Origin of the sequence: Nocardia beijingensis NBRC 16342 (genome assembly GCF_001612785.1) — a bacterium.
GTDB classification, from domain to species: Bacteria; Actinomycetota; Actinomycetes; order Mycobacteriales; family Mycobacteriaceae; genus Nocardia; species Nocardia beijingensis.
The window spans coordinates 1-24,012 of record NZ_BDBC01000076.1; the positions used below are offsets into that span (position 1 = coordinate 1).

The window sequence follows — 24,012 nt, forward strand, 5'->3', positions numbered from 1 at the left end:
AGAGCACGCCGGTGTCCACGTCGGCGCCGGGTCGCGGCAGCACATAGGCCACCAGGGCGGTCGCGCCCGAAGGCAGCGTCTTGCCGAGGGTGGCCGCGAAGTCGATGTCGGGATGGCTGGTGAGAGCGTTGTCGATCTCGCCGAGTTCGATGCGGAAACCGCGGATCTTCACCTGGAAGTCCGAGCGGCCCAGATATTCGATGACCCCGCCGTCCTGGCCGCCGGTCTCGGTGCGTCGCACCAGGTCACCGGTGCGATACAGCCGCGCGCCGTGGTTGCCGCTCTCGGCGCCGAACGGGCTGGCGACGAAGCGCTCCGCGGTCAGGCCGGGCCGGTTGAGGTAGCCCTGCGCCAGCGCGGGGCCGGAGAGATACAGCTCGCCGACCACCCCGGCCGGCACCGGGCGCAACCGCGAGTCCAGCACGAACGCGCCGACTCCCGGGATGGCCGTGCCGATCGTGATCGGTTCGCCCGGCGTCATCGGTGGCGTGCTGGTGGCCAGGATCGTCGCCTCGGTGGGCCCGTAGCCGTTGTAGAACTCGCGCTCGGCCGCCCAGCGTCCGACCAGCTCGGGGCCGAACTTGTCACCGGCCACCACCACGGCCTGCAGGTCGTCCAGCCCGTCCGGATCCACCGACTCCAGCGCGCCCGGCGTGATGAGCATGTGCGTGACGTGCTCGCGGCGCAGGAGATCCGCCAGCTCGAAACCGCCGAACACATCCGGCGGCGCGATCACCAGCGTCGCGCCGGAGGAGAAGGCCAGCAGCAGTTCCAGCACCGAGACGTCGAAGTTCGGCGAGCAGACGTGCAAGACGCGGGAGTCCTCCGTCACGCCGTAGTGCTCGCGCTCCGCCGCGACCAGTCCGGCCAGGCCGCTGTGGGTGACCACGACGCCCTTCGGCTTGCCCGTCGACCCGGAGGTGTAGATGACATAGGCCGGGTGCCGCTCGTCCAGCGGGCGGACCCGGTCGGTGTAGGAGATGGGATGCTCGGGGCGCGCGGCGATGCGCGCGGCCTGCACCGGGTCGTCCAGTTCGATCCAGTAGACGCCGGTGCCGAGCACCGGGCGGTGCGCCGAGGTGGTCAGGCCCACCGTGGCGCCGGAGTCGGCGACGATGTGGTTGATGCGGTCGGTGGGGTAGGTCGGATCCACCGGCACGTAGGCCGCGCCGGTCTTGGCGATCGCCCAGACGGCGAGCACCGACTCCACGCTGCGCGAGATTCCGATGGCGACCACGTCGCCGGGCCCGACACCGCGCTCGATCAGCTCCCTGGCCAGCCGCGAGGACGCCGCGTCCAGCTCGGCGTAGGTGAGTTCGCGATCGTCGGCCGGGTCCCCCGTCGGGTTGAACCGGATCGCGACTTCGGTGGCGGCGGACTCGACGGCGGCGGTGAGCAGCTGCGCGAAGAGCGGACTGCCCGACCTGCGGCGACGGCTACCGCGAGCAGAGCGACGGGCGGTTTCCATTCGAGTGCATTCACCTCTCGCATCGAGCCAGGACCCGGGCTCTACCCTGCTCAGGGCTTGTTATCCGGGGCCAGCGCGGACCGAGCAATCATATAAGGGGCTGACCACTGAACCCGCGCGCTGTATTGGATTGCCGCGGGTGCCGTCGCTACGGTCCCGCGCCCCCTGGTTGTGTGCGGTCCTCTCGTCGCACACCAGCCGCCCCCTGGAATCGGTGTCTTGCCTGATTCCTGCCGTTATATCGGTGCGGACGCAGTCGTGTTGCAGGACCACCCGAATCGGTGAGTTTGCTCACAGCCAGCCGCGCCGCGTGGCTTGCACCCCCGCCTGGAATCTCGTGCTCGCCCCGAGACGCTCCAGCAGCCGTGCGGTCCGGCGGACCACCGTGCGCCGGGACATCCCGAGCCTGCGCGCGATGGTGTCATCGGTCGCGCCGAGTCCCATCAGGGTCAGGATCGCGCGGTCGCGTTCGTCCAGCGCCTCGGCGGCCGGATTCACCGAGATCGGCGCGGCCATGGTCCACAGCACGTCGAACGTCTTGATCAGCAACTCGAGCGTGGGCGATCCGGTGATGCGCAGACCCATCGGGTCGGGCCTGCGGTCGTCGGCGTGCAGCACCAGGCTGGCGCGCTGGTCGTCACTGATGATCAGTTTGAACGGCGGGTCGGGCAGGGTTCTGGCCTGCGCGCCGCCCGCGTTGGTCGACAGCGCGTGCCGCAGGCGATCCGGGTCCTGATAGACGGTGTCCTGATACAGGGTCTGGTAGCGGATGCCTTCGGCGAGCCTGGTCCGTTTGAGTTCGAACAGCCGGCGCTCGCGCTCGGGATCGCTGAGATAGGGCCCGCGCTCGACCAGCTTCACGCAGCTGCGCGCGCCGGTCTGCATCTCTTCGAAATCCGCCAACATCTCCAGCCGCTCGTACACCGGCACCACCGCGCCGTTGCCGCGCGGCGAGCGGCGCACCGAGCGGAACGTCTCGCTCAATCGGGCTGCGGCAGCGTGCATCTGGTTGATCTCCTGCTGCCTTCGCCGTGCCTCGGCTTCGGACAGCGATTCCGGCGCGTGCGCGTCCCACAACGGTTCGCCGTCGGGCGACTCGATGCGGATCGCGGCGTGCAGTTCACACAACACATCCAGCGATTCCGCGGCCAGGTCTTCCGAAACGCCCAGGTACTGCGCGATATCGGCGAGACTCGACCGGGGATGGTGCACCAGCACGGCGTATGCGCGGCCGTGCGGTGACCCAGGCTCGAAGATGTCGCCCAGCTCGATCACGGCCCGAGCCTAGCGACCGACCGGTGCCCATGGGGCAGGTCCACGAGACCCGCGCGCGAACCGCCTCGCACGTCACCTGAACGCGGGAGGCTACGCTGCGCGCAACCGTGCGCTGATCGGAATATCAAGCCGGACAGGGAAATCAGTGCGCGGACGGGCCCCACTCCAGAGGCACGCCCTTGGCGGCGAGGTAGGGCATCGGGTCGATCTTGGTGCCCGACTGGTCCCAGATCTCCAGGTGCAGGTGCGGACCGGTGGACTGACCCCGGTTGCCGACGGTGGCGATCACGTCGCCCGCGTTCACCCGCTGGCCCGCGTGCACGAACATCTCGTTCACGTGGCCGTAGACCGCGGTTGTGCCGTCGTCCTGCAACACGCGCACCCACAAGCCGAAGCCGGAGGCCGGTCCCGCCTCGATGACTTTGCCGCTGCTGACCGAGTGGATCGGCGCGCCCAGCGCGTCGGCGAAGTCGAGGCCGTAATGCATGGCGCCCCAGCGGCTGCCGAAGCCGGAGCTGATCTCCCCGGCCACCGGGCGCACCGCGGGCGCCGGGGCGACCTGCTGCTGCACGCCCTTGAGGGCCTCCTCGGCCTGCGCCAGGGGACCGGCGAGTTCCGGGGGGAGATTGGGAATGCCGAACGGCGCGGCGACCGGGGCGGCGATCTGCCCCGCCACCGCGGCGGGCTCCGGCGCGGGCTGCGCCACCGGCGTGGCGGCGGCCTTCGCCTCGGCGACCGGAAGGATGCTCGTCCCCTTCACCGTGGCGGGCGCGGCCTGCGTCTCTTCCTCGGTATCGTGCGAACCGGGCAGCAGCGGCGACGCGTAAGCGAGCGCGGGAGCGACCTGGCTGGCAGCGCCGATCAGGGCACCCGCCGCGACCGCGGCGGTGGCGGCGGCCTTGACTCGCTCGGTGGCGGACGGCTCGGCGCGGTGCCGCGTCGGACGGCCCGTTTCGCCGCCGTCGCCGAGGAGGCTCTGGACGGTAATGGAACTGGGGCCTACACGGTGCTGCGACAAGCTGAGTCCTCGGTCGTACAACAGGGTCCGGGATGCCGGAGCCCGAGCCGAACCGGTTCGATAACGATCCGGTAGAGCCGGGCGAAATAACGGTTTGGCATCCGTTGTGACGGGAACTCTACCGCGTCGTGACCATTCCGCAACCTTCCGGCGGAAAAACGCTGGTGAGGCCCGGGTCACATGTCCAAATCCGCGAATGCGCGACAATCGGACCGTGATCATCGACCAGTTGGACGTCCCGATCGCGCTCGCCCCGATGGCGGGCGGCCCATCCACCCCCGAGCTGACCGCCGCGGTGACCGAGGCGGGCGGTTTCGCCCAGTTGGCCGCCGGATATCTGAGCGCCGCCGACACCGCGGCGCGGATCGCGGCGACCCGCGCGGCCACCGGCAAGCCGTTCGGCGTCAATCTGTTCGTGCCCGGCCCGCCGACTCCCGCCGCCGACCTCGCGGACTACTTGAACGAACTCGGCGCCGAGCACGAACTCGGCGATCCGCGCTTCGACACCGACGACTGGGACGCCAAACTCGACCTGCTCGTCGCCGATCCGGTCGCGGCCGTGTCGTTCACCTTCGGTTGCCCGAGCCCCGCGGACATCGACCGGCTGCACGCCGCGGGTTCCGAGGTCTGGGTCACCGTCACCTCGGTGGCCGAGGCGCGCGTCGCGGTCGAGGCGGGCGCCGACGTGCTCATCGCCCAGGGCGCGGAGGCGGGCGGCCACCGCGCGACGTTCACGGATCGCCCCGCCGATGACGCCACCGACCCACTCGGCCTGCTGGCGCTGCTGCAATTGCTCACCGCCGCCACCGATCGGCCACTGGTGGCCTCCGGCGGCCTCGCGACGGGCGCCGGCATCGCCGCCGCGCTGGCGGCGGGCGCCGCGGCCGCGCAGCTGGGCACGGTGTTCCTGCGCTGCCCCGAGGCGGGCACCAATCAGGTGCACCGCGCCGCGCTGACCTCCGATACTCCGACCATGCTCACCCGCGCGTTCACCGGGCGCAGGGCACGCGGGTTGCGCAATCGATTCCTGGTGCGCCACACCGCAACAGCGCCGACCGGTTACCCGGAGATCCACTACGCCACCGCCCCGCTGCGCGCCGCCGCACGGGCCGCGGGCAACCCCGACGAGGTCAACCTCTGGGCGGGCCAAACCCACGAGCTGGCACCCGAGCTACCCGCGGGCGAATTGGTCGCGACCCTGGCCGCCGACACGAAAGCCGCACTGGAAAAAGCGCTTTCACGCCGAATCCAGCATTATTGACAACGACTTTCGTTTAGACTTCAGTGGCATCGCATCGACGTCCAGCACTGGAGGAGAGCGCCATGTCCCTTGATGTCCCCACCGCACTACTCGAACGCGCCGAGCGCGGCGAGGTCGACGACGCCGACTTCGTCGAGGTCGTGCGCACTTCGCTGCCCTACGCCTGGGAAGTGGTCAGCCGCGTGGCCGACGACCTGCGCTCGGGCACGGCGGAGTTCGCCGACAACACGATCGCGCCGCCCGACGAGACGGCGCGTGGACAACTGCTGCGCGCCATGGCTTCCGACGCGATTCGCGGCGGACTGGAACGGCATTTCGGCGTGAAGCTCGCCTTCCAGAACTGCCACCGGGTCGCCGCGTTCCCGCTCTCCGCGGTCGGCGGCGAGACCTACACCACGTTCATCGGCACCAGGGCCCAGCTGCTCAACCAGAGCCCGGAACTGCGCAACTGCTGATCCACGAACCGAACACCCGGCGCGGCAAACAGTTTCGCCCGCGCCGGGTGTTCTCGTGTATCCGGCGCCGTGCCCGCGCGTCGCCGCCGCCCGCCGCGGCGGTCTGCGCGTAGGGTGAACCGCCATGAGCAGCAACGATCTTCGCGATGAGGTCGAGGCCCGGCTCGCGCCGTGGCGCGAACAGCTCGGGGCGGACCGCGCCGCCTACACCAATCACGTGCTGCGCGTTCTGTCGCTGTGCGACCTCATGGCCGACGAACGGCAAACCCCGCCGAGCACCCGCGAGGAGTTCCTCACCGCGGCCGTCCTGCACGACATCGGCATCTGGTCGGCGGGCACCTTCGACTACCTCGCCCCCTCCTGCGATCAGGCGCGCGCCTGGCTGGCGAGCATCGACCGCGACGACCTGACCGCACTGGTGGTGGCGATGATCGACCAGCACCACAAGCTCCGTCCCGCAGGACCGCCGCACGACCCGGTCGAGATCTTCCGGCGCGCCGACGCGATCGACGTCGAACTCGGCTTGCTCGGCCGATTCGGCATCTCCCGCGGAATCTATCGCGAGCTGGCGAAGCGCTATCCCGACCACGGCTTCCACCGCAGGCTCGTCACCCTTGCCGCGCGGCGGCTGCGCAGTCACCCCACGTCACCACTGCCGGTGCTGAAGTGGTGACGTAGGGCGGCGATCTCAGGCGAGCGTGGTGACGTCCAGGTCGCCGTCGGCGTACTGGCTGCGCAGCCGCTTCTTGTCGAACTTGCCCACGCTGGTCTTCGGCACCTCGGCGATGAAGGTCCAGCGTTCCGGCAGCTGCCATTTGGCGAACTTGTCGGCGAGGAAGTCGCGCAACTCCTCCGGCTTGGCCTCGGCTCCCTCGGCCAGCACCACCGCGACCAGCGGGCGCTCGTCCCACTTCTCGTCCGGCACGCCGATCACCGCCGCCTCGGCGACCGCGGGGTGCCCGATCACGGCGTTCTCCAGATCCACCGACGAGATCCACTCGCCACCGGACTTGATCACGTCCTTGGACCGGTCCACCAGGGTGAGATAGCCGTCGGGGCTGATCTTGCCGACATCGCCGGTGCGCAGCCAGCCGTCGTGGAACTTCTCCGGATCGACCGCGGCGCCGTCCGGCGAATAGTACGAGCCGGTGATCCACGGGCCGCGCACTTCCAGCTCGCCCAGCGACTCACCGTCGTTGGGCACCACGCCGTTGTCGCCGACCAGACGCGCTTGCACGCCGGCGGGGAAGCGGCCCTGGGTCACCCGATAGGCCCACTTCTGCTCGTCGGTGACCGCCGTGGCGGGCGGATGCGCCACGCTGCCCAGCGGCGAGGTCTCGGTCATGCCCCACGCGTGCAGCACCCGCACGCCGTGCTTGTCCTCGAAAGTGCGCATCATCGACGGCGGCACCGCGGAGCCGCCGACCACCACCGCGCGCAGATGCGTGATGTCCTGCGGGTTCGCCGCCAGCGCCGCCAGCACCCCGCCCCAGATGGTCGGCACCGCGGCGGCGAAGGACGGCTGCTGCGCGGCCATCATCTCCAGCAGCGGGCCCGGCTGCAGGAACCGGTCCGGCATCAGCAGATTCGCGCCCGACATCAGCGCCGCGTACGGCAGGCCCCAGGCGTTCGCGTGGAACAGCGGGACGATGGCCAGGATGTTGTCGCTTTCGAACAGGCCCATCCCGTTGTTCGCGGCGACCTGCATGGCGTGCAGCCAGTTCGAGCGGTGCGAGTACACCACGCCCTTCGGGTCGCCCGTGGTGCCGGAGGTGTAGCACATCGCCGCGGCGGAGCGCTCATCGATCACCGGGAAGTCGTAGGTGTCCGGCTGCCCGCCCAGCAACTCGGTGTAGGCGTGCACCTGCACACCCTCCGGCGCGGTGAGCGTGGCCGCGTCGCCGTTGACCACGATGACGTGGCGGACGGTCGTCAGGTGCGGCAGGATCTGGCCGAACAGCGGCACCAGCGTGCCGTCCACCAGCACCACCTGGTCTTCGGCGTGGTTGGCCACGTACACGACCTGGTCGGGGAACAACCGGATGTTCAGCGCGTGCAGCACCGCGCCCATCGCGGGCACCGCGATGTAGGCGACCAAGTGCTCGTTGTTGTTCCACATGAACGTGCCGACCCGGTCGCCGACGCCGATGCCGAGCCCGCGCAGCGCGTTCGCCAACCGCGCCGATTCGGCGCCGACCTCGCGATAGGTCATGGTGCGCACGCCGGTGCCGGTCCACGTGGACACGGTGGAATCCCCGGCGAACGTCGATGCGTAGCGCAGCAACGTGGCCAACGACAACGGCTCGTCCTGCATAGTGCTCAACATCGGAACTCCTTTTTCTTCGGTGACTTCCCGTCAGAAAGCCAAGTCGGTCGCGGCCTTCGTGGCTCCGATGTGCTCCCGTGCGGCAACCCCGCCCCGCGGATCACTTCGGGAGACAGAACGAGCGCGTGGCCCGGCGTCCGGTGGACAACGACTCGCCCACGGACCCGGAGGTCTTGATGCGCACCGATGCGATACACCGGCCGCATGCGCCGCAGTCCGCGCTCGGAGCGGTCGCGGGCGAGGCCGACCTCGGCCGGATGCACCGCAGAGCCGATCGACGCGCCTGCGTCGCGATCTTCCGCGTCGGGACCGCGGAGCACCAGGGCGGGCAATTCAGGGAAAGTCGGAATACGCGGCGGCATGGTTCAGCACGCATCGACCATGAGCCACATCACACGGGGGATGCTACCCAACGGTAAGCCGCCGCGGGCAACGGTGGCGAGGCAAGACCGCACGCCTGAATCGAGGGCATACGCCATCAGTTTCTGCTGGTCAACCGCCGACGCCTCAGGTCCCCACCGTCCCGTCGACCGCCACTTCGGCATGCGCCGGATACGCGTGCACCACCGCCGTGTCCAGCTTGGGCACCACATGGGTCAGGGCGTGCTGGGCCTCGTGCGCGACGCGATGGGCTTGCGCCAGCGTGATCGTCGGGGCCACGTCCAGCTCGACGTCGGCGTGCAAGCGGTGACCGATCCACCGCATCCGCAGGCTGCGCACGCCCTGCACACCCGGCTCGGCGGCCAGCACCCGCTCGGCCGCGGTGACCATCCCCGGCTCGACGGCGTCCATCAGACGACGCAGCACGTCGCGTGCCGCGGTGCGCAGCACGGCGAGGATCGCGACGGTGATGAGCAACCCCACGATCGGGTCGGCGAGCGGGAAACCCAGTGCCACTCCGCCCGCACCGAACAGCACGGCCAGGGAGGTGAACCCGTCGGTGCGCGCGTGCAGGCCGTCGGCGACCAACGCCGCCGAGCCGATCCGCCGGCCGACGCGGATCCGGTACAACGCGACCGTCTCGTTGCCGATGAACCCGACCAACCCGGCCGCGGCCACCCAGCCCAGATGCTCCAGCGGCACCGGATCGAGCAGCCTGCGCACCGCCTCGTATCCGGCGATCAACGCCGACAAGGCGATCATCGCGACGACGAAGAGACCGGCCAAGTCCTCCGCGCGGCCGAAACCATAGGTGTAGCGACGGGTCGCGGCCTTGCGGCCGAGCGCGAACGCGATCCACAGCGGGACCGCGGTCAGCGCGTCGCCGAAGTTGTGCACGGTGTCCGCGGCGAGGGCCACCGAGCCGGACGCGGCGACGATCACCAGTTGCAGCACCGCGGTGCACCCGAGCACGACCAGACTGATCCGCACCGCCCTGATGCCGATCGCACTGGCTTCCAGCGCGTCGTCCATGCTGTCGGCGGCGTCATGGCTGTGCGGGACGAAGATCTCCCGCAGCACGCCGAACGGACCGGAACGATGCCGGTGATGTCCGTCGTGATGGTGGTGGTGCCGATGGGTCATGCGCTCGCCTCGTCTCGGCCGGGGAGTTCGCGCAGCGCGCCGGCCCCACGATGATGCGCGGGAACACCGGGCCCCGCGTGCTCGGCGTTGTACACCGCGTCCACCACCAACTGACGGACGTGCTCGTTCTCCAGGCGATAGAAGATCGTCGTCCCCGCTCGGCGGGTGTTCACCAGCCGAGCCATGCGCAGTTTGGCCAGATGCTGCGACACCGAAGGCGCGGGCTTGCCGACCTGTCCGGCCAGGTCGTTCACCGACAGTTCGCGGTCGACCAGCGCCCAGAGCACTTGCACCCGAGTGGGATCGGCGAGCATTCGGAACACCTCGACAACCAGTCCGACCTGATCCTCCGCGAGACGCGGACGCAATTCCTGGTTATCTGCATTCATACGCAGATATTAGAGCAGAACTGGGCGCCGTTACCAGCGCTCCGGGCCGATGTGGCGGCGGCACCCCCTGCGTTGCCGCCGACACACCGGTCGACCCCGAAACCCGAACAGGTCTTCTGTCTTAGCCGACGGTGGCTTCGGTGCGCCAGACGAGCGGAGCGATATCACCCGAATGAGACAAACCGATCGGCACGACATTCCCACCATTCGGGCATGCGTCCCAAAGGGCGGCGGTGACCAGCGTGAATGCCTCAGAGTCGCAGCGATGTTCACGCGCACCTGTGCACACAACTGCACGTGCAGTACGGCCCTTCCGGCGCTGCACCGCGCTCCGATCGGAACATTCTGCACCGGATCCGTGGTATCCGGCGCGATCCGGCCCGAGCCGTGCGGCCCGGCCGCGACCCGCTCGACGGCCACCCGCCGACATGAACGAGCCATCGGGCGCCCGACCACACCCCGTTACTGTGAATCACGAGAGACGCATCGAGCGACCGTGGAGTAGACGACATGCCAGTGGACCGAATGCTGCCCACCCCCGAGGCCAGGGACCTGCTGGAGCTGACCCGCGACATCGCCGACAAGGTGCTCGAACCGCGCGTGGCCGAGTGCGAGAAGACCGGGATCTTCCCCGACGGCGTCTTCCCCGCCCTGGGCGCGGCCGGGCTGCTCAGCCTGCCGTACCCCGAGGAATACGGCGGCGGCGCGCAGCCCTACGAGGTGTATCTCCAGGTGCTCGAGGAACTCGCCGCCCGCTGGGCCGCCGTCGCGGTCGCCGTCAGCGTGCACAGCCTGTCCTGCCATCCGCTGTTCACCTTCGGCACCGAGGAGCAGAAGCAACGCTGGCTGGCCGACATGCTCTCCGGCGAGACCATCGGCGCCTACAGCCTGTCCGAGCCGCACGCCGGTTCCGACGCGGCCGCGCTGCGCTGCCGCGCGACACCGGTGGCGGACGGCTACCGGATCACCGGCGCCAAAGCGTGGATCACCAATGGTGGCCGCGCCGATTTCTACACCCTGTTCGCCCGCACCGGCGAAGGTTCTCGTGGCATCTCCTGCTTCCTGGTTCCCCGCGACACCGAAGGGCTCAGCTTCGGCAAGCCGGAGCAGAAGATGGGCCTGCGCGCCGTGCCCACCACCACCGCCGCCTACGACGACGCGTTCCTGCCCGCCGAACGTCGCGTCGGCGCGGAGGGACAGGGGCTCTCGATCGCCTTCAGCGCCTTGGATTCCGGCCGGCTCGGCATCGCAGCGGTCGCCACCGGCCTGGCGCAGCGCGCCCTCGACGAGGCCGTCGCCTATGCCAAGGAACGTGAGGCGTTCGGCCGCCACATCATCGACCACCAGGGTCTCGGCTTCGTCCTCGCCGACATGGCCGCCGCCGTGGATTCCGCTCGCGCCACCTACCTCGATGCCGCCCGCCGCCGCGACGCGGGCCTGCCTTACTCACGCCAGGCCAGCGTGGCCAAGCTCGTCGCCACCGACGCCGCCATGAAAGTCACCACCGACGCGGTCCAGGTCTTCGGCGGCTACGGCTACACCCAGGACTTCCCGGTCGAGCGCTACATGCGCGAAGCCAAGGTGATGCAGATCTTCGAGGGCACCAACCAGATTCAGCGCCTGGTCATCGCGCGCCAGCTCGCCGGAAACTGATGCCGCCGGTGGCCGTAAATGCCGATTGAATGACCGCGGATGTCTTCGGACCTGCGGATACCGGCTCGTACCCTGAGCAGATGACGACGCCGTCCATCATCATCATCGGGGCCGGATTCGGTGGGCTCGGCATCGCGCTGGAGCTGCGGCGGGCCGGGCTGGACAACTTCACCATCCTGGAGCGCGCAACCGACCTCGGCGGCGTCTGGCGCGAGAACACCTATCCCGGCGCGGCCTGCGACGTGCCTTCCCCGCTGTACTCCTGGTCCTACGAGCCGAAATCCGATTGGCCACGGCGTTTCTCCGAACAGCGCGACATCCACGACTACATGCGTGGCGTCGCCGACCGGCACGGCCTGCGGCGCTTCATCCGCTTCGGCACCGAGGTGACCGACGCGGAGTTCGACGAGCGCACCGGCCAGTGGACCGTCCGCACCGCCGACGGCACGCAACTGACCGCCGACATCCTCGTCCCCGCGGTCGGCCAGCTCTCCCGCCCTGCGCTGCCGAACATTCCCGGCATCGACACCTTCGCCGGTCCGGCTTTCCACTCCGCCGAATGGGACCACGACGTCGACCTGACCGGCAAGCGCATCGCCTGCATCGGCACCGGCGCCAGCGCGATCCAGTACATCCCGCGCATCCAGCCGGCCGCGGGCCACCTCACGCTGTTCCAGCGCTCCGCCGCCTGGGTGCTGCCGAAGGCCGACGTCGAGTACAGCGCGGTGCACCACGCGCTGTTCAAGTACTTCCCGCCCAGCCGACTCGCCGAGCGCTTCGCCATCTGGTCGATCTTCGAATTGCTCGCCCTCGGCCTGACCGACATCCCGTCGATCAAGACCCCCGTGATCGCGTTGGCCGACCGGCACCGGGAAAAGCAGGTGCCCGACCCGGAGCTGCGCGCGAAGCTGACCCCCGACTACGCGGCGGGGTGCAAGCGCGGACTGTTCTCCAACGAATACTTCCCCGCGCTGGCGCAGCCGAACGTCACCGTGGAGACCACCGCCATCGAGGCGATCACGCCGACCGGCATCCGCACCGCCGACGGCGTCGAGCACGACGTGGACGTCATCATCTTCGGCACCGGCTTCAAGGGCACCGAGTTCCTGGCGCCGATCAACATCTACGGCCTCGGCGGCCGCAAGCTGGCCGATGTGTGGGGCGACGAAGGCGCCCGCGCCTACCTCGGTCTCTCGGTACCCGGGTTCCCCAACCTGTTCATGATGTACGGCCCGAACACCAACGTCGGCGCGGGCTCCATCATCTACATGCTCGAGTCCCAGGCCCGCTACATCCGCCAAGTCGTGCAGTACCTGGCCGATCGGCCGGGCCGCTACCTCGCCGCCCGCCCGGCCGCGGAGCAGCGCTGGGACGACTGGTTGCAGAAGCGGTTGAAGGACACACCGTGGAACTTCTGCTCCAGCTGGTACCGCAACGCCTCGGGCCGCATCACCAACAACTGGCCCGGCGCCACCGTCCTCTACCGCTGGAAGACCAGGACTTTCGATCCGGCCGACTACGACGAGGCGCAGGCGCCCGCGACGCCGTGACCCGCACACTCAGCGGGACCTCAGCTAGCCGACAGTAAACTGGCATTGTCCGAGATCTCGCGGAAGAGGTGCCCATGTTGTGGCTGCTTATCGCCCTTGTCCTCGGCGCGCTGATCGTCTTACTGATATGGCAGTCACAACAGGGCGAACAGCGTAGAGCCACCGAGCTGGCCGACGCGCTCGCCGACGCCAGGCAAGTGAACGAACGGCTGGGCGGCCAGGTCTACAGCCTCTCCGGCAGCAACGACGCCGCCACGCAGGCGCTGGCCGACGCCGCCGAACGGCATCTCGCAGCCGGCGCGCAGCTCGACCAGGCCCGCACCCCCACCCAGGCACGGCTCGCGAAACAGACCGCCGTGGAAGGCCTGTACTACATCAGGGCCGCGCGTACCGCCATGCACATGGACCCCGGCCCCGCGATCCCCGGCCTCGACGGCCAGGACACCGCCGGACAGGTAACCGAAAAACGCGTCGTCGAATACGAGGGCAGGCAAATCGCGGCCGCCCCCGACCCCTCTGCCTCGACCCCGAACTACTACCCCGGCGGCCGAGTGGCCGGACGCCCCGTACCCGCCGGGTGGTACTCCGAGCCCTGGTGGAAGCCCGCGATGATCGCAGGCGCCTGGGGCATCGGCTCCGCCCTCCTGTTCACCTCCCTGTTCTCCGGAATGTCCGGAGTCGGCTACGACGCCCACGGCTTCGAGAGCGGCTACGGCGAGGGATTCCAAGACGGCCTGGCCGCGGACAACGGGGGGTATGACCAGGGTGGGGACTACTCCGGTGGGTACGACGGAGGCGACTACTCGGGTGGCGACTACTCCGGGGGCTATGACGGCGGCGGCGGCTACGACGGAGGCGGCTTCGACGGCGGCTTCTGACCCCTCCACCAGCCCTCCCCGACAGCGATGCGGACTCCGAGCCCGATACCCGGTAGACTGCGAACGTCCCGGGCGGGCCACAAACCCACCCACCCAGCCTTCGTAGCTCAGGGGATAGAGCACCGCTCTCCTAAAGCGGGTGTCGCAGGTTCGAATCCTGCCGAGGGCACCAACATCATGGGCAACTTTTTCAGTTGTTGCCCTACCTGTGACGGGCCGTGTGCTGGTTTGGTTTGATGCTGGCGGCGGCTCGACGGCGGGTTCCGGGGGTGCGATAGCGGTCAGCGCGGCGGTGGCTTGTGCGGCGGCGGGGAGTGTGTCCGTGGTCAGTGTGGCGTGGATGGTGGCACGTTTGGTGTTGTGGTCGTAGACGATCTTGAGACCGAACGCCTCGTACAGATCGCGTTGCAGGGCGTCGGGGGCGATGGTGAGTTGCAGCGCGAGTCGGGGTAGATCTTCGATCAGGTCGGGCGCGTTCGGTTGTCGTCGGGCGGCCTGTTCGCGCAGCGCCTCAAGCGCGGTGTTCTTGGTTCGGCGTTCGTGTTCGAGTTCGGCGAACCGGTGACGCAGTCGTCCGGCCCAGGCGTCGGCTATCTCGTCACCGCTGGAGAAGCTGCGGGATTCGCGCTCGTCGAGGAGGTTGTTCTGACGGCGGGTGATCTCGGCGACCGCCTTCTCGATCGCGGCGATCTGCTGTTCGATGTCGCCGCGGTTGCTGGAGTCGTGGTCGCGTAGTTGGTGGCGTAGCAGCGTGGCGCGGTCGGGACCGAACACGCGCTCGTTGAAGAAGGTTTGTACGCACTCTAGTAGTGCGTCTTCGCGCACGTACACCGTCGGGGGGTGGTCGGCGTACGCCTCGGGGTTGCCGACGCGGTCGAGTTGCGGCTGGCAGGTGTAGTAGCCGTAGCCCTTACGGGTTTTGCCGAACATCCGTTTGTGGCATTGCTGGTGGTGCACGTAGTAGCGCAGCACGTAGGTGCGGATGGTGGCGGGGTGGGAGTTCTTGCCGCTCATCCGCGATCCTTGCCGGATGGTGCGCTTTGCCTGTACCGCTTCCCACATTTCGCGGGTGACGAGTGGTTCGTGGGTGGGCTCGGGTGACCAGACCCATTTCTCAGGTGGGTTGAGCTTGCCGCCTTTCTTGGTGGCTCGCCGGTTCCACACCATGTAGCCGGTGTATTTAGGGTTGATCAGGATCTCGCGCACCGACGATCGCGTCCAGCATCCCCGGGCTCGCTCGGGCCGGTTCGGTTGCGGGGGCGGGTAGCGGTCGAGGTCGACGTTCAACCGCGCCGCGATCACTTCGTAGGCGAGGTGTTCGTCGTGTCGCAGCTGGAAGATCCGCACGACCGCCGGTGCGCGTTCGGGGTCCACGACGAGTCGGGATTTGGTGCGTCCCTCTTCTCGTTTGGCCGCGACCGGGTGCGGGACCCGCTCGTTGAGGTAGCCGTAGAGCGGTTTGCCGATGTTCCAGCCTTGTTTGGCATGTTCGCGGTAGCCTTCCCAGGACTGTTCGAGAGTGTGGCGCAGGAACCATTCGGCCACACCTTGTTTCATGCGCCGCACCAGGATCTGGGTGGCGCGTTTCTCCGACAGCGAGATCGGCCCCTCATCGGCGGCGTACAGCGGCACGCCAACAGTTTCCAACTCGTGTTCGAGCTGAGTGGACTGATGGGTCCACCGCGCGGCGCGTTCGATCTCCTCCACCACCACTGCCTCGAACCGGCGATTGGGGTGGCGTGCTTCGGCCAGCAGGTCGGCCAATCCCCCGTCGCGGGGAATCGGGATGTCGAACGCCTCGTGCGCGTTGCCGCGACCGCGCTGTTCGAGGTCCTTGCGGGAGGACTCCACATCGTAGAAGAACGCCACGATCACGAACCCGGACGGTAATACTTTGCGGCAGTTGTCCAACTGGCGCGGCAGCGACAACGTCGGGTCCTGCAAGTCCCGGGTCGAGGTCCGCAGGAACACCGCCACCGGTACCGGCGCGGTACCACCGATCCCGAGCACGTCCGGTCCGGGAGAACCGACATATCCGGGCATTCCCGCGTTAAGGAGGCTCGCGCCGCCGGGACCTGTGTATTCGGGCATGTTCACGCGGCTTTCCCTTCTTCGACATCCTCATCCGCAACATCGAGCTCGACTACCGCCGGTGCGGGAGCGGTCGTCTGCGTTCGGTCCTGGGTGGCCAGCCAATGCAGCAGGGCGGCCACCGCTTTCGCCTGGTTGGCCGCGATCCCGTCTGCCTCGGGGCCGTGGACGTAGCGGATGCGGAACGACGCGGTCAGCCCGCCCGCGTGTGCGTCGACCCCTGTCGGTACCGGCCCGCCTGCGGGTCGGCGCGACCGGCGCGGCCCACTGGGGCGGTGTAGTGGCGTAACCGTGTGCCTCGCTGATGATTCGCTGTCCATGAACACCTCTTCTTTCATTTCCGACCGTGCGCCACCACACCTACTGCGGGTGGCACTGTCACCGGGTATCGGTGGTTGCTGTGTCCGGGTGTGCCGATCGGTCGGGGTTGCGGGGGTCTATCAACGCTCCGTAGGTGTCGAGTCGTCAACTGTCTTCTCCCCCCATGCTTCTGACGCCGCACCGACCCGAACCGGTCCCACGGGCCCCGCCACGGCCCCGCCATCGCGACCAGCGGCCGGATCGGGGGCCGGAATTACCCGACCACGCCACCAGCCGCCCCTGGCGCGTCGCGGGCGCCGCCCGCGACGCGCGGAGACGACAGTCGGGGGACGGGAACGCCCGAATCCGCGCTCATGCCACCTGCCCGTCCACAACCACCTCTTCCCCGACGTCGTCATCGCCGAGACCTGCCGTTGCCGTGGTCGTGTCGCCGGGGTCGGGTTCGGTGAGCGGTGCCAGTGGCCGGACCCGGTCGAGATCGATGTCGGTGTCGACGCTGTCGGTGGTGGCGAGTTCGCTGGGGTCGGTCGTGATCAAATCGTTCTCGGTGGGTGAGGCCAGGGACCCGAATACGGCCCGGTCGGCACCGACTGCGAGTAGGCCGCTGCCGCGTGCCGCGCAGAGCAGGAACTGTTGTTCGCCCTCGGAGAGCCGGAACGCGGCGGCGACCTCATCGATGGCCTGGGGTGCCTGACGCAGCAGGATCTGGGTGGCGGCGTTGGAGACGATCGCGCGCCCCAGTTCGGTGGACAGGACATCGGCGCTGTCCTGGGTGGCGACGGTGAGTCCGGCCCAGTGTTTGCGGAAACTCTTCGCGGCCCGGAACAGGAACTCGGCGGCGGCGGGTTGGCGCATGAGCAGCCACGCTTCGTCCACGGTGATCATGCGGGGCCGCCGATTCGCCGGGCTCGACACTCGCCGCCACGTCGCGTCCAGCACGAGCAGGGTCCCGATCGTCTTCAACTCCTCCCGCAGCTCGCGTAGGGAGAACACGATCAGTCCGCCCTCGGGGTCGGTGGTGGTCGGCCCGTCCACCAAATCCGCATATGCGCCGCCACCGACATAGGGGTGCAGGGCGGCAGCCAACTCCTCCGCGGCCGGTGTAGCAATGCGAGCTAGCTCGTCCCGTAATCGGCTCAGGGTCGGGGCGGGCCGCGTCCAGGTGGCGGGGTCGTCGGTGATCCCGGCAGCGGCATAGGTCTCGGCGAGAGCGGTGTCCAATGCCGCCCGTTGGGCAGGGGTTTGGTCGCCGAGCAGGACCGCGACAAGGGTGTGCAGGAACAGCTTTCGCCGTGTGAGGGCGTCGGCGGGGGCAGTGCGGCGGCCATCAGGGCGGGTGTGGATCTCCAGGTCGAACGGATTGAGCCGTCCCCCGCTGGTACCGAGTCGGATGTGGGTGCCGCCGACCGCTGTAGCGAGACGGCGGTATTCGTCTTCGGGGTCGATGACGACCTGCTCGATACCGCGATACAGCGACCGCAGGATTTCGGTTTTGACCAGGTAGGACTTGCCCGCCCCGCTGCGGCCGAGGACGACCATGTTGTGGTTGTGGGCCTCGGGGGCAAATCGGTCCACGAACACCAGCCCCGAGGCGGCGTCGCGGCCGTAGAGCACACCTTCCGGGCGTGTGGCCTGGGCCGGGTCGGGCACCGGCAGTTGCGGGGAGTCGAAGGGGAACGCCGCGGCGAGCGCGGTGGTGTCGAAGGTGCGCCGCACGCGGATCAAATCGAGCCCGAGGGGCAGGGTGGTGGTCCAGGCTTGGGCGGCGCGGTAGGACAGGGTGCAGGTGTCCACGAGCAGGCTCGCGGCCAAGGCCCGCACGGCGGCGACCTCGTCGGCCAGCTCGACTTCTGTGTCGGCGTGCACGGTGAGGTACACCCCGACCCGGAACAACCGGGCCTCCGCACGCGCCACCCGCGCGGACAGGTCGGCGGCGTCCTCGACCGCGACATCGACCTGCGGGTCGGACAGGCGGCCCCGGCTGGCGTCGTGCATCCGGGAGGACTCCAACCTGGCAAGTTGGTGGCGCAGCCGGGTGGCGGCGGTGACCGGGTCGACGGGGTCGATGTGCACAGCGACTTCGACGCGCCCAGGATGCGACAGCAGCGGCGCGAGCCACCCGGCGGTCACTTCTCGCGGGTATCCGGTGACCGCGACAGTCGCCGCCCAATCGCCACCGATTTCGAGGTGGCGGGTGCCGATCGTCAATGCTTCCGGCGCGTAGCTCGCCCCGCTCTGGCGGGCGAACGGGTCCTCGGGGAAGGAGTCGGGATCGGTGTCGGCGAATGCGGTGGTGGTGATGATGGCGTCGCGGGGTGTGGTGTCGGCGGTGGCTGAGACGAGTGTTTCGGGGTTGGCGCAGGCGGTCAGGACAGCGGTGGCCTGGATGTCATCGAGGGCGGTGACCGTGATCCCCAGCGGGGCGAGGACGTCGGCCGCCTCGGTCATGCGACGCAGCAGGCGCGACTCCGCTCCACGACGCGCGGCGGCCGACAAGCCGCGGCGAGTCCGGCTTCGCCCGAGCAGCCGTCGTCCGGGTGAGGTCGCGGCGGCGGGGCTGTCGAGGGGTTCTCTCCAGATCAACAGGACCTGGCGGCGGGTGAGGTGGTCCCCGGCCGCCAGCTCGGCCAGGTGCGCGGCGTGGTCGTGGGCGGCGGCAGCCAGGTCCGGGGACATGTCGAGTGCGGCAGTGTGCAGGGACGCGAGGTGCGCGGACAGGTCCAGGCGGGCTGAGCGGATGAGGATCTGGACGGGTTGGCGCAGGGTGTGTAGCCAGCCCGCGAGTTGCCCGACGAGGCTGTCTTGTTCGGCCGGGGTGCGCAGGGCAAGGTTGAGGGTGCCCGCGACCGCGACGACAGCCAGCCCGTCTTCCCCGAGGTGGATAACTCCGACACCGCCACCACTGGGGGTGATCGACTGCGGTAGCCGCAACTCTCGCGCCGACAACGCCGCCGGAACCGGTGGTTGAGGCCGACCTCGGGTGGCGCGGTCGGTGACCCACCTCGGCGCCGCGAGCACACCTGTCTCGGATTCGGCCACGAGGTGACGTGACCGGAGGCGGTGTCGGATCGCGGCTACCAGCAGTAGGTCGGCGGGCAGTCCGTCGCGGCGGGTGAGGATGGCGACGGTCACCACGGCGGCGATCGGGGCGACCACGGCCAGGTACACCAGCGGGGCGACCACGGCCCGGGTGGCGATCCATGCCGCGTACAACAGCAGGGCGGTGGTGGCGAGGATGGTGAGCTGGCGGGCGGTGAAGGGGCCGAGTAGCCGGTCGCTGCGTTCGACATCGGCGGGGATTCGCACGGTCGTGGTCATCGAAGCTTTCCTCCTCGGGGAGCGCGGGGGGCGCGTCGGCGCACGGGCAGGTCGGGCAACGGCAGATGCAATTGCCGCCCGGCCGAACGCACCGGCGGCGGGGGCGGTTGCGGTGGCGTGCGCGGCGGCGGTGCGGGTTTCACGCGGGTCACCGGGAACGGCAGCGGGTACTGACCGCTGCGCGTCGGCCGGATCCGCTCGTAGGGGTCGGCCGGGGGTGACGGTGGTGCGAAATCGAAGGCGAGTTGCTCGGGTCGGCGGGCTCGCGGCACCGACACCCGCGTCGGTGCGCGAGGTGGTTCGGGCGAGGGCATGGGTTTCACGCGGGCAACGGGGATCGGCAACGGGTACTGACCGTCGCGCCCGGGACGGATCCCCCGGTAAGGGTCGGGCGGGGTGAAGTCGAAGGCGAGTTGCCTGCCGCGCGGAGCGCGGACCGCACGAGCCGAGGCGGTGCTCGTCGCGTCGGGGTGCGCGGCGTTGTTCGGGTTCGGTGGCCGCCGGGCCCGGCGCACGCCTTCCAGGGGCAGCATCAACTGGCCGTCGCGGGTGGCGCGTACCCGGCTGTAGGGGTCGGATGGCCCGGTCACAGCGGCCCGCCGGGGTGGTCGTGGCTGGCGGGGTGTGGCCGCAGCCGCACGCGCCCCGCCGGGGGTGTGCCCGCCGCCCTTGAGCAGGCCGAAGGTTTTGTAGACGACGTAGCTGCGCGCGATCGAGCCGACGAGGCTGCGGCCGTGCCCGATCTTGAGAACCGATAGCAGCCAGAACGGGGTCTTGATCAGCACGCCCATCAGGGCGAGTGCCACGATCAGGTCCACGATCCCATTGGCGTTGGGGCCGAAGAATTCCCATCCGCCGGGGGTGAGGAACACTCGCAGCACCGTCACCAACGTCAGTGACTGCACCACCTGGATCGCCAGGCACGCCGCGAACGAGTGCCACCACCACCGCGCCACCGCCTCGGTGCCCGGCAACCCGTGGCACATCAACGCCAAAGGGGCGGCGACGATGAGCAGGACGGTGACCGCGACGCGCACCACGTAGGCGACCAGCAGCACGACCAGCATCACCATCAGCGCGACCATCAACAGCAGCGCGAAGACTCCGCTCTGGGTGCCGCCGGTCGCGGTCAACTCGGTCAAGGCCGCTGCCGCCGAATCGGAGTCGACGCCGTTGCCGGCGAGAGCTTGGGCGAGGGCGTTGGCGAACCCGATCGCGGTGGTGGCGATGACCATGCTCATCGCTCCGGCGATGAACCCCACCGCCAGTCGTGGTGCCAGCTCGCGGATCGACCACCGGGTCTGCAGGGTCTCGCGCACCATCAGCAGCACCCCGGCCGCCATCACCACCAGCACATACATCGCGGCCACCAACTGCCACGACTGCGACCACAGTGCTCCCACCTGCGGCAGCTCGCCGGGTTCGGGGGTGGTGAGCAGGGTGTGTGACAGCAGGTCCAGCAGCGGGTTGAGCGCGGAATCGACCAGCCGCTGGAAGAACCCGTCGATAGCTTTCGCTACGCACCCGGAGATGTTGCTCACCCCGCACTCACCCGCCCCCGCCCCCGGCGTGGCCGGGGTGGGGGCCGTCGAGTCGGGAGCACCTGGAGTGGGCGATGCCGGGGCGGTGGTGGGTGGAGGCGTGACCCAGCGTGACGGTGGCACCCCCGAGGTCGGAGCCGGTGTGGTGGTGGGTGCGGGTGTCGTCGGAGCCGAGGGCACCGGCACGGGCGGCGTCGGTGGTTGCGCGGCGGCGCTCACGATGCTGGTGAGGGTGAGCAGTACCGCGGCGAGCGCCACCGCCATCGTGGCCGCGACGGCGCGGCCCGTGCGCTGTGCCCGCAGCCCGCAAGCGGGCGCGGCGCGGGTGGGGACCGGGGCGTTCACGGTCAGGCTCCGACGATGGATTTGAGGACGGTGACGATGACCGGGGCCAGCATCGCCAGCGCGTACCCGAGGCAGGCCGCGCGGAAAGCGCTTTTGGCCTTCTCCATCTCGGCCGGGTCGCCCGCGCCGATGAGATAGCGGGCTCCGGCGACGGTGAGGCACACCGTTGCCAGGGCGGCGAGGATGCCGATCAGCCAGTTGCGCAGGTTGTCGAGCACCTGGTCCAGCGAGGACGCGATCGCCAGCACCGGCGGCCCCGGTGGTGTGGCCGCCGCCGAACCGGCCGCCACCATAAGGACGACGGCGATGGTGCAGGCGGTCGCTGCGAGCGTCGCCCACCGCCGAACGCGGACAACGCGCGCCTGGCGCTGCGGTGTTGTGGCTGTGTCGAAGTGTCGGTTTATGCGCATGAGTGCACCTCCTGGTCGTCGGTGTCGGGGCGGGCCGGTGTGGGCGAGGTCTGCTCGATCGCGCGGGGCTTTGGTGTTCGTGTGCGGTGGGTGGCTGTCCGCCGATCCCCGTGCGTCGCGTCCGTGTCGGCGGTGGCGGTGGGGTGGTTGTGGGTGGGCAGCGTGTTCAGGACGCGGGTTTCGGTGGTGGCGGCTGCGGTGTCGCGGGCGCGATCGGCCAGCCATGCCACGAGTCGCGCTTCGGCGCGCTGGCGTCGTTTGCGCAACGCCCAGTGCGAGTCGCCGCGTTCGGCGGCCAGGCAGTTCAGCGGGCGGTGCTCCCACCGGGTGAGGGCGATCAGCTCGGCGGCCCCGGCTGTGAGGACTCCGTCGGCGACGGCCAGGGCGAGAACGGTCTCGGGGTGACCTGGCTCGCTCACCATCACCCGGCCGTACTTCGCGATCAGATCGAGGTCGTCGTGGTCGGCGACCGCCTCGGTGAGCACGTCCTGTTGAGGGACAGCCCTGATCGCGGCGCGGTAGCTCGCCCACCGCAGTCGATGCCACACGCCCGGCTGATCCAGCTCGACGCACCCGAGGTGGGTGAGGAATCCGGTCAGTACCTCGGACTCGATGTCATGGCGCTTGGGGCTGGCGGGGGCGGCGAACAATCCGGCCGTGCCCGCGAGCATCGGATACGCCAGGCTCGCGCACACCAGGGTCGCGTCCTCGCCGTACGCGCGGGACCGCTCGATCAGCCACACCCAGATCTGGTCGACTCGAACGGTCGTCACGCCGGGCTGCCACAGCAGCTCGCGTAACCCGCTCCAGGACTGCACCCGCCTCCACGGGACCGGTTGCGGTACCGGGTGCGGGTCGGCGGGCAATTCCTGCGCGGCAATACGGTCGAATGCCGAGGACGCCACCGATAAGGGCGAGCGCACCGCCACGATCGGCTGTGATGAATTCCCGTACTTCGATTCCGTCACCATCTACTCCTGCTCGGTGGAAAACGCGAAAGATTCCGACCCGACAAGGACACCGGAGACCCACCCCCAAAACACCCCCAGAACACATCTAAAACACCCCCGTGACACATTTGAACAACACCCACGGCACCCCCACTCGGGTAAGTAACCCTCTGGCACACCACCGTCGCCCGGCCAGTCACACCCTCACGCGCGGCTCCTACTACCAGGGGTTGTGTATGTACCGGGGTGGTTTGGGGGCGTTTTGGGGGTGGTTGGGTATCGGCTGTGGCAACTCTTCGGATGCAACGGAAAAAATATCTTTCCAACCGAACACGAGGGCGCTACGCGCTTTCGTAACAGCGGTGCCGAGAGCTGATTGCGAAGCCGGGAAAAACTCGCGCGAAGAAATATCGGTAGCGGGTGTCCAAAAATGGGGTTTTCGGCGGGATTACTTCAGTAGATACATCTTTCTCCCACCGTCAGGAGCACACCCCATGACCGCGACATCTCGTCAGCGTCCATCCCGGTCCGTCACCGCCGCCACCCGCGCGGCGGCTCCGGTAGCGGTCCCCTCGACCCTGTGGGCCGCCGGAACCCAGACCCTCGATCCCGGCGACCGCTGGCCCGAACCGATCCTGTCCCGCGCGGTGCGCGAGTTCTCCGCGCCCGGGGACCGGGTGTTGTTGATCGGCTGGCCCGCTCCCGCCAGTCGCGGCGAGCTACGGGAGATCGAGCCGGACACGGCGGCGGCGCTGGCGACGGTGGCGGCGCTGGGCCGCCACGGCGGAGACGACCCCACCCCACGCACCGCTGCGGATGAACCGATGGATCTGGTCGTGGTGAGTTTGCTGGCCGATCACCTCGACCCGGTAGCTGCCGCCGAACACCTCGCCGCGCTCGCGGTGGAGCGGTTGGCGGCAGGCGGGTTGCTGGTCGTACTCGGGCGCTGCCGCCACAGCCGCGACGGGGTCCTGATCGATCCGGCCGGTGCGGTCGTGGCCGCCGCTCAGGCCGCCGATCTGCTCTACCTCCAGCACATCATCGCCGTGCCCGTCACCGGCACCACCATCACCGCGACATTGCCCGCCGCCACGCCCGACTCGGGCGCCGCTCGGCATGTGGTCGCGCACACCGACGTGTTCGCGTTCCTCCAGCCCCGCTCCGACGAGTCCGCCTCGCCGCGGTGACTCCTCCCGCCATGCCCGCGCAACGACCACCGACCGACCGATCTCGCGAAGG

Annotated in this window: 18 protein-coding genes, 1 tRNA gene and 1 pseudogene; 9 read left to right on the forward strand and 11 right to left on the reverse strand. The window is 69.3% G+C overall.

Features of this window, described 5'->3' with window-relative positions; genetic code table 11:
* The 3 genes from NB3_RS31985 to NB3_RS31995 all read right to left on the reverse strand — a co-directional run.
* A partial coding sequence (locus NB3_RS31985) for a non-ribosomal peptide synthetase (protein WP_157112127.1) occupies window positions 1–1,468 on the reverse strand: 1,468 nt, incomplete at its 3' end.
* Window positions 1,469–1,759: 291 nt separating this feature from the next.
* Window positions 1,760–2,743: a helix-turn-helix domain-containing protein gene (locus tag NB3_RS31990; RefSeq protein WP_067810679.1), complete on the reverse strand. Its 984-nt coding sequence runs from the start codon at window positions 2,741–2,743 to the stop codon at window positions 1,760–1,762.
* A gap of 142 nt (window positions 2,744–2,885) precedes the next feature.
* Window positions 2,886–3,761: a M23 family metallopeptidase gene (locus NB3_RS31995; protein WP_067810759.1), complete on the reverse strand. Its 876-nt coding sequence runs from the start codon at window positions 3,759–3,761 to the stop codon at window positions 2,886–2,888.
* A 214-nt stretch (window positions 3,762–3,975) separates the two neighbouring features.
* Here NB3_RS31995 and NB3_RS32000 point away from each other — a divergent pair, with 214 nt between their 5' ends.
* From NB3_RS32000 to NB3_RS32010, 3 genes are all read left to right on the forward strand, one after another.
* Complete coding sequence (locus NB3_RS32000) at window positions 3,976–5,022, forward strand: nitronate monooxygenase (protein ID WP_218020676.1); 1,047 nt, start codon at window positions 3,976–3,978, stop codon at window positions 5,020–5,022.
* Between the two features lie 62 nt (window positions 5,023–5,084).
* Window positions 5,085–5,477, forward strand: coding sequence for an SCO5389 family protein (locus NB3_RS32005; RefSeq protein ID WP_067810688.1), 393 nt, complete (start codon window positions 5,085–5,087; stop codon window positions 5,475–5,477).
* A 124-nt stretch (window positions 5,478–5,601) separates the two neighbouring features.
* Window positions 5,602–6,150 carry an HD domain-containing protein gene (locus NB3_RS32010; RefSeq protein WP_067810690.1) on the forward strand — a complete coding sequence of 183 codons (549 nt, stop codon included), beginning with the start codon at window positions 5,602–5,604 and terminating at the stop codon, window positions 6,148–6,150.
* A gap of 15 nt (window positions 6,151–6,165) precedes the next feature.
* Here the strand turns inward: NB3_RS32010 and NB3_RS32015 are convergent, their stop codons facing one another.
* From NB3_RS32015 to NB3_RS32025, 3 genes are all read right to left on the reverse strand, one after another.
* Window positions 6,166–7,803 (reverse strand): long-chain fatty acid--CoA ligase, encoded by a 1,638-nt coding sequence (locus NB3_RS32015; RefSeq protein WP_067810693.1) that lies wholly within the window; start codon window positions 7,801–7,803, stop codon window positions 6,166–6,168.
* A 507-nt stretch (window positions 7,804–8,310) separates the two neighbouring features.
* On the reverse strand, window positions 8,311–9,327 hold the full coding sequence (locus NB3_RS32020; RefSeq protein ID WP_067810696.1) for a cation diffusion facilitator family transporter: 1,017 nt from the start codon (window positions 9,325–9,327) through the stop codon (window positions 8,311–8,313).
* Entirely contained in the window at window positions 9,324–9,716 is a 393-nt protein-coding gene (locus NB3_RS32025) for an ArsR/SmtB family transcription factor (protein WP_067810698.1), read from the reverse strand. The genes NB3_RS32020 and NB3_RS32025 overlap by 4 nt, the downstream gene beginning before the upstream one ends.
* A gap of 510 nt (window positions 9,717–10,226) precedes the next feature.
* On the opposite strand from NB3_RS32025, the gene NB3_RS32030 reads away from it, so the two are divergent.
* From NB3_RS32030 to NB3_RS32050, 5 genes are all read left to right on the forward strand, one after another.
* A complete protein-coding gene (locus NB3_RS32030; RefSeq protein ID WP_067810701.1) occupies window positions 10,227–11,369 on the forward strand; it encodes an acyl-CoA dehydrogenase family protein in 1,143 nt (380 codons plus the stop codon).
* 80 nt (window positions 11,370–11,449) lie between these two features.
* The gene (locus NB3_RS32035) at window positions 11,450–12,919 is read left to right on the forward strand and encodes a flavin-containing monooxygenase (RefSeq protein ID WP_067810704.1); all 1,470 of its coding nucleotides are present in this window, start codon (window positions 11,450–11,452) and stop codon (window positions 12,917–12,919) included.
* 74 nt (window positions 12,920–12,993) lie between these two features.
* Window positions 12,994–13,797, forward strand: coding sequence for a hypothetical protein (locus NB3_RS32040; protein ID WP_067810707.1), 804 nt, complete (start codon window positions 12,994–12,996; stop codon window positions 13,795–13,797).
* Between the two features lie 96 nt (window positions 13,798–13,893).
* Window positions 13,894–13,969, forward strand: a tRNA-Arg gene (locus NB3_RS32045).
* A gap of 308 nt (window positions 13,970–14,277) precedes the next feature.
* Window positions 14,278–14,532, forward strand: a complete 255-nt coding sequence (locus NB3_RS32050; protein ID WP_067810710.1) for a hypothetical protein — start codon at window positions 14,278–14,280, stop codon at window positions 14,530–14,532.
* A 357-nt stretch (window positions 14,533–14,889) separates the two neighbouring features.
* Here NB3_RS32050 and NB3_RS36885 read toward each other — a convergent pair.
* From NB3_RS36885 to NB3_RS32080, 5 genes and pseudogenes are all read right to left on the reverse strand, one after another.
* Window positions 14,890–15,888 (reverse strand): annotated as a pseudogene (locus tag NB3_RS36885) (recombinase family protein); the annotation flags it as partial.
* A 672-nt stretch (window positions 15,889–16,560) separates the two neighbouring features.
* Complete coding sequence (locus tag NB3_RS32060; RefSeq protein WP_067810716.1) at window positions 16,561–19,527, reverse strand: PrgI family protein; 2,967 nt, start codon at window positions 19,525–19,527, stop codon at window positions 16,561–16,563.
* Window positions 19,524–21,413 carry a TrbL/VirB6 family protein gene (locus NB3_RS35750; protein WP_169810775.1) on the reverse strand — a complete coding sequence of 630 codons (1,890 nt, stop codon included), beginning with the start codon at window positions 21,411–21,413 and terminating at the stop codon, window positions 19,524–19,526. The genes NB3_RS32060 and NB3_RS35750 overlap by 4 nt, the downstream gene beginning before the upstream one ends.
* Before the next feature lie 2 nt (window positions 21,414–21,415).
* On the reverse strand, window positions 21,416–21,823 hold the full coding sequence (locus NB3_RS32075) for a pilin (RefSeq protein ID WP_244892165.1): 408 nt from the start codon (window positions 21,821–21,823) through the stop codon (window positions 21,416–21,418).
* Window positions 21,814–22,791 (reverse strand): hypothetical protein, encoded by a 978-nt coding sequence (locus NB3_RS32080; protein WP_157112131.1) that lies wholly within the window; start codon window positions 22,789–22,791, stop codon window positions 21,814–21,816. The genes NB3_RS32075 and NB3_RS32080 overlap by 10 nt, the downstream gene beginning before the upstream one ends.
* Window positions 22,792–23,267: 476 nt before the next feature.
* On the opposite strand from NB3_RS32080, the gene NB3_RS32085 reads away from it, so the two are divergent.
* Window positions 23,268–23,960: a hypothetical protein gene (locus tag NB3_RS32085; RefSeq protein WP_067810728.1), complete on the forward strand. Its 693-nt coding sequence runs from the start codon at window positions 23,268–23,270 to the stop codon at window positions 23,958–23,960.
* Window positions 23,961–24,012: the final 52 nt, after the last annotated feature.

What these genes read in the sequence shown, in the direction of transcription:
- NB3_RS32010 (WP_067810690.1), top strand. Translation starts at nt 5,602, where the DNA reads ATGAGCAGCAACGATCTTCGCGATGAGGTCGAGGCCCGGCTCGCGCCG.
- NB3_RS32020 (WP_067810696.1), bottom strand. Translation starts at nt 9,327, where the DNA reads ATGACCCATCGGCACCACCACCATCACGACGGACATCACCGGCATCGT.
- NB3_RS32040 (WP_067810707.1), top strand. Translation starts at nt 12,994, where the DNA reads ATGTTGTGGCTGCTTATCGCCCTTGTCCTCGGCGCGCTGATCGTCTTA.
- NB3_RS32075 (WP_244892165.1), bottom strand. Translation starts at nt 21,823, where the DNA reads ATGCGCATAAACCGACACTTCGACACAGCCACAACACCGCAGCGCCAG.
- NB3_RS32030 (WP_067810701.1), top strand. Translation starts at nt 10,227, where the DNA reads ATGCCAGTGGACCGAATGCTGCCCACCCCCGAGGCCAGGGACCTGCTG.
- NB3_RS32085 (WP_067810728.1), top strand. Translation starts at nt 23,268, where the DNA reads ATGACCGCGACATCTCGTCAGCGTCCATCCCGGTCCGTCACCGCCGCC.
- NB3_RS32015 (WP_067810693.1), bottom strand. Translation starts at nt 7,803, where the DNA reads ATGTTGAGCACTATGCAGGACGAGCCGTTGTCGTTGGCCACGTTGCTG.
- NB3_RS32025 (WP_067810698.1), bottom strand. Translation starts at nt 9,716, where the DNA reads ATGAATGCAGATAACCAGGAATTGCGTCCGCGTCTCGCGGAGGATCAG.
- NB3_RS32035 (WP_067810704.1), top strand. Translation starts at nt 11,450, where the DNA reads ATGACGACGCCGTCCATCATCATCATCGGGGCCGGATTCGGTGGGCTC.
- NB3_RS32060 (WP_067810716.1), bottom strand. Translation starts at nt 19,527, where the DNA reads ATGACCACGACCGTGCGAATCCCCGCCGATGTCGAACGCAGCGACCGG.
- NB3_RS32005 (WP_067810688.1), top strand. Translation starts at nt 5,085, where the DNA reads ATGTCCCTTGATGTCCCCACCGCACTACTCGAACGCGCCGAGCGCGGC.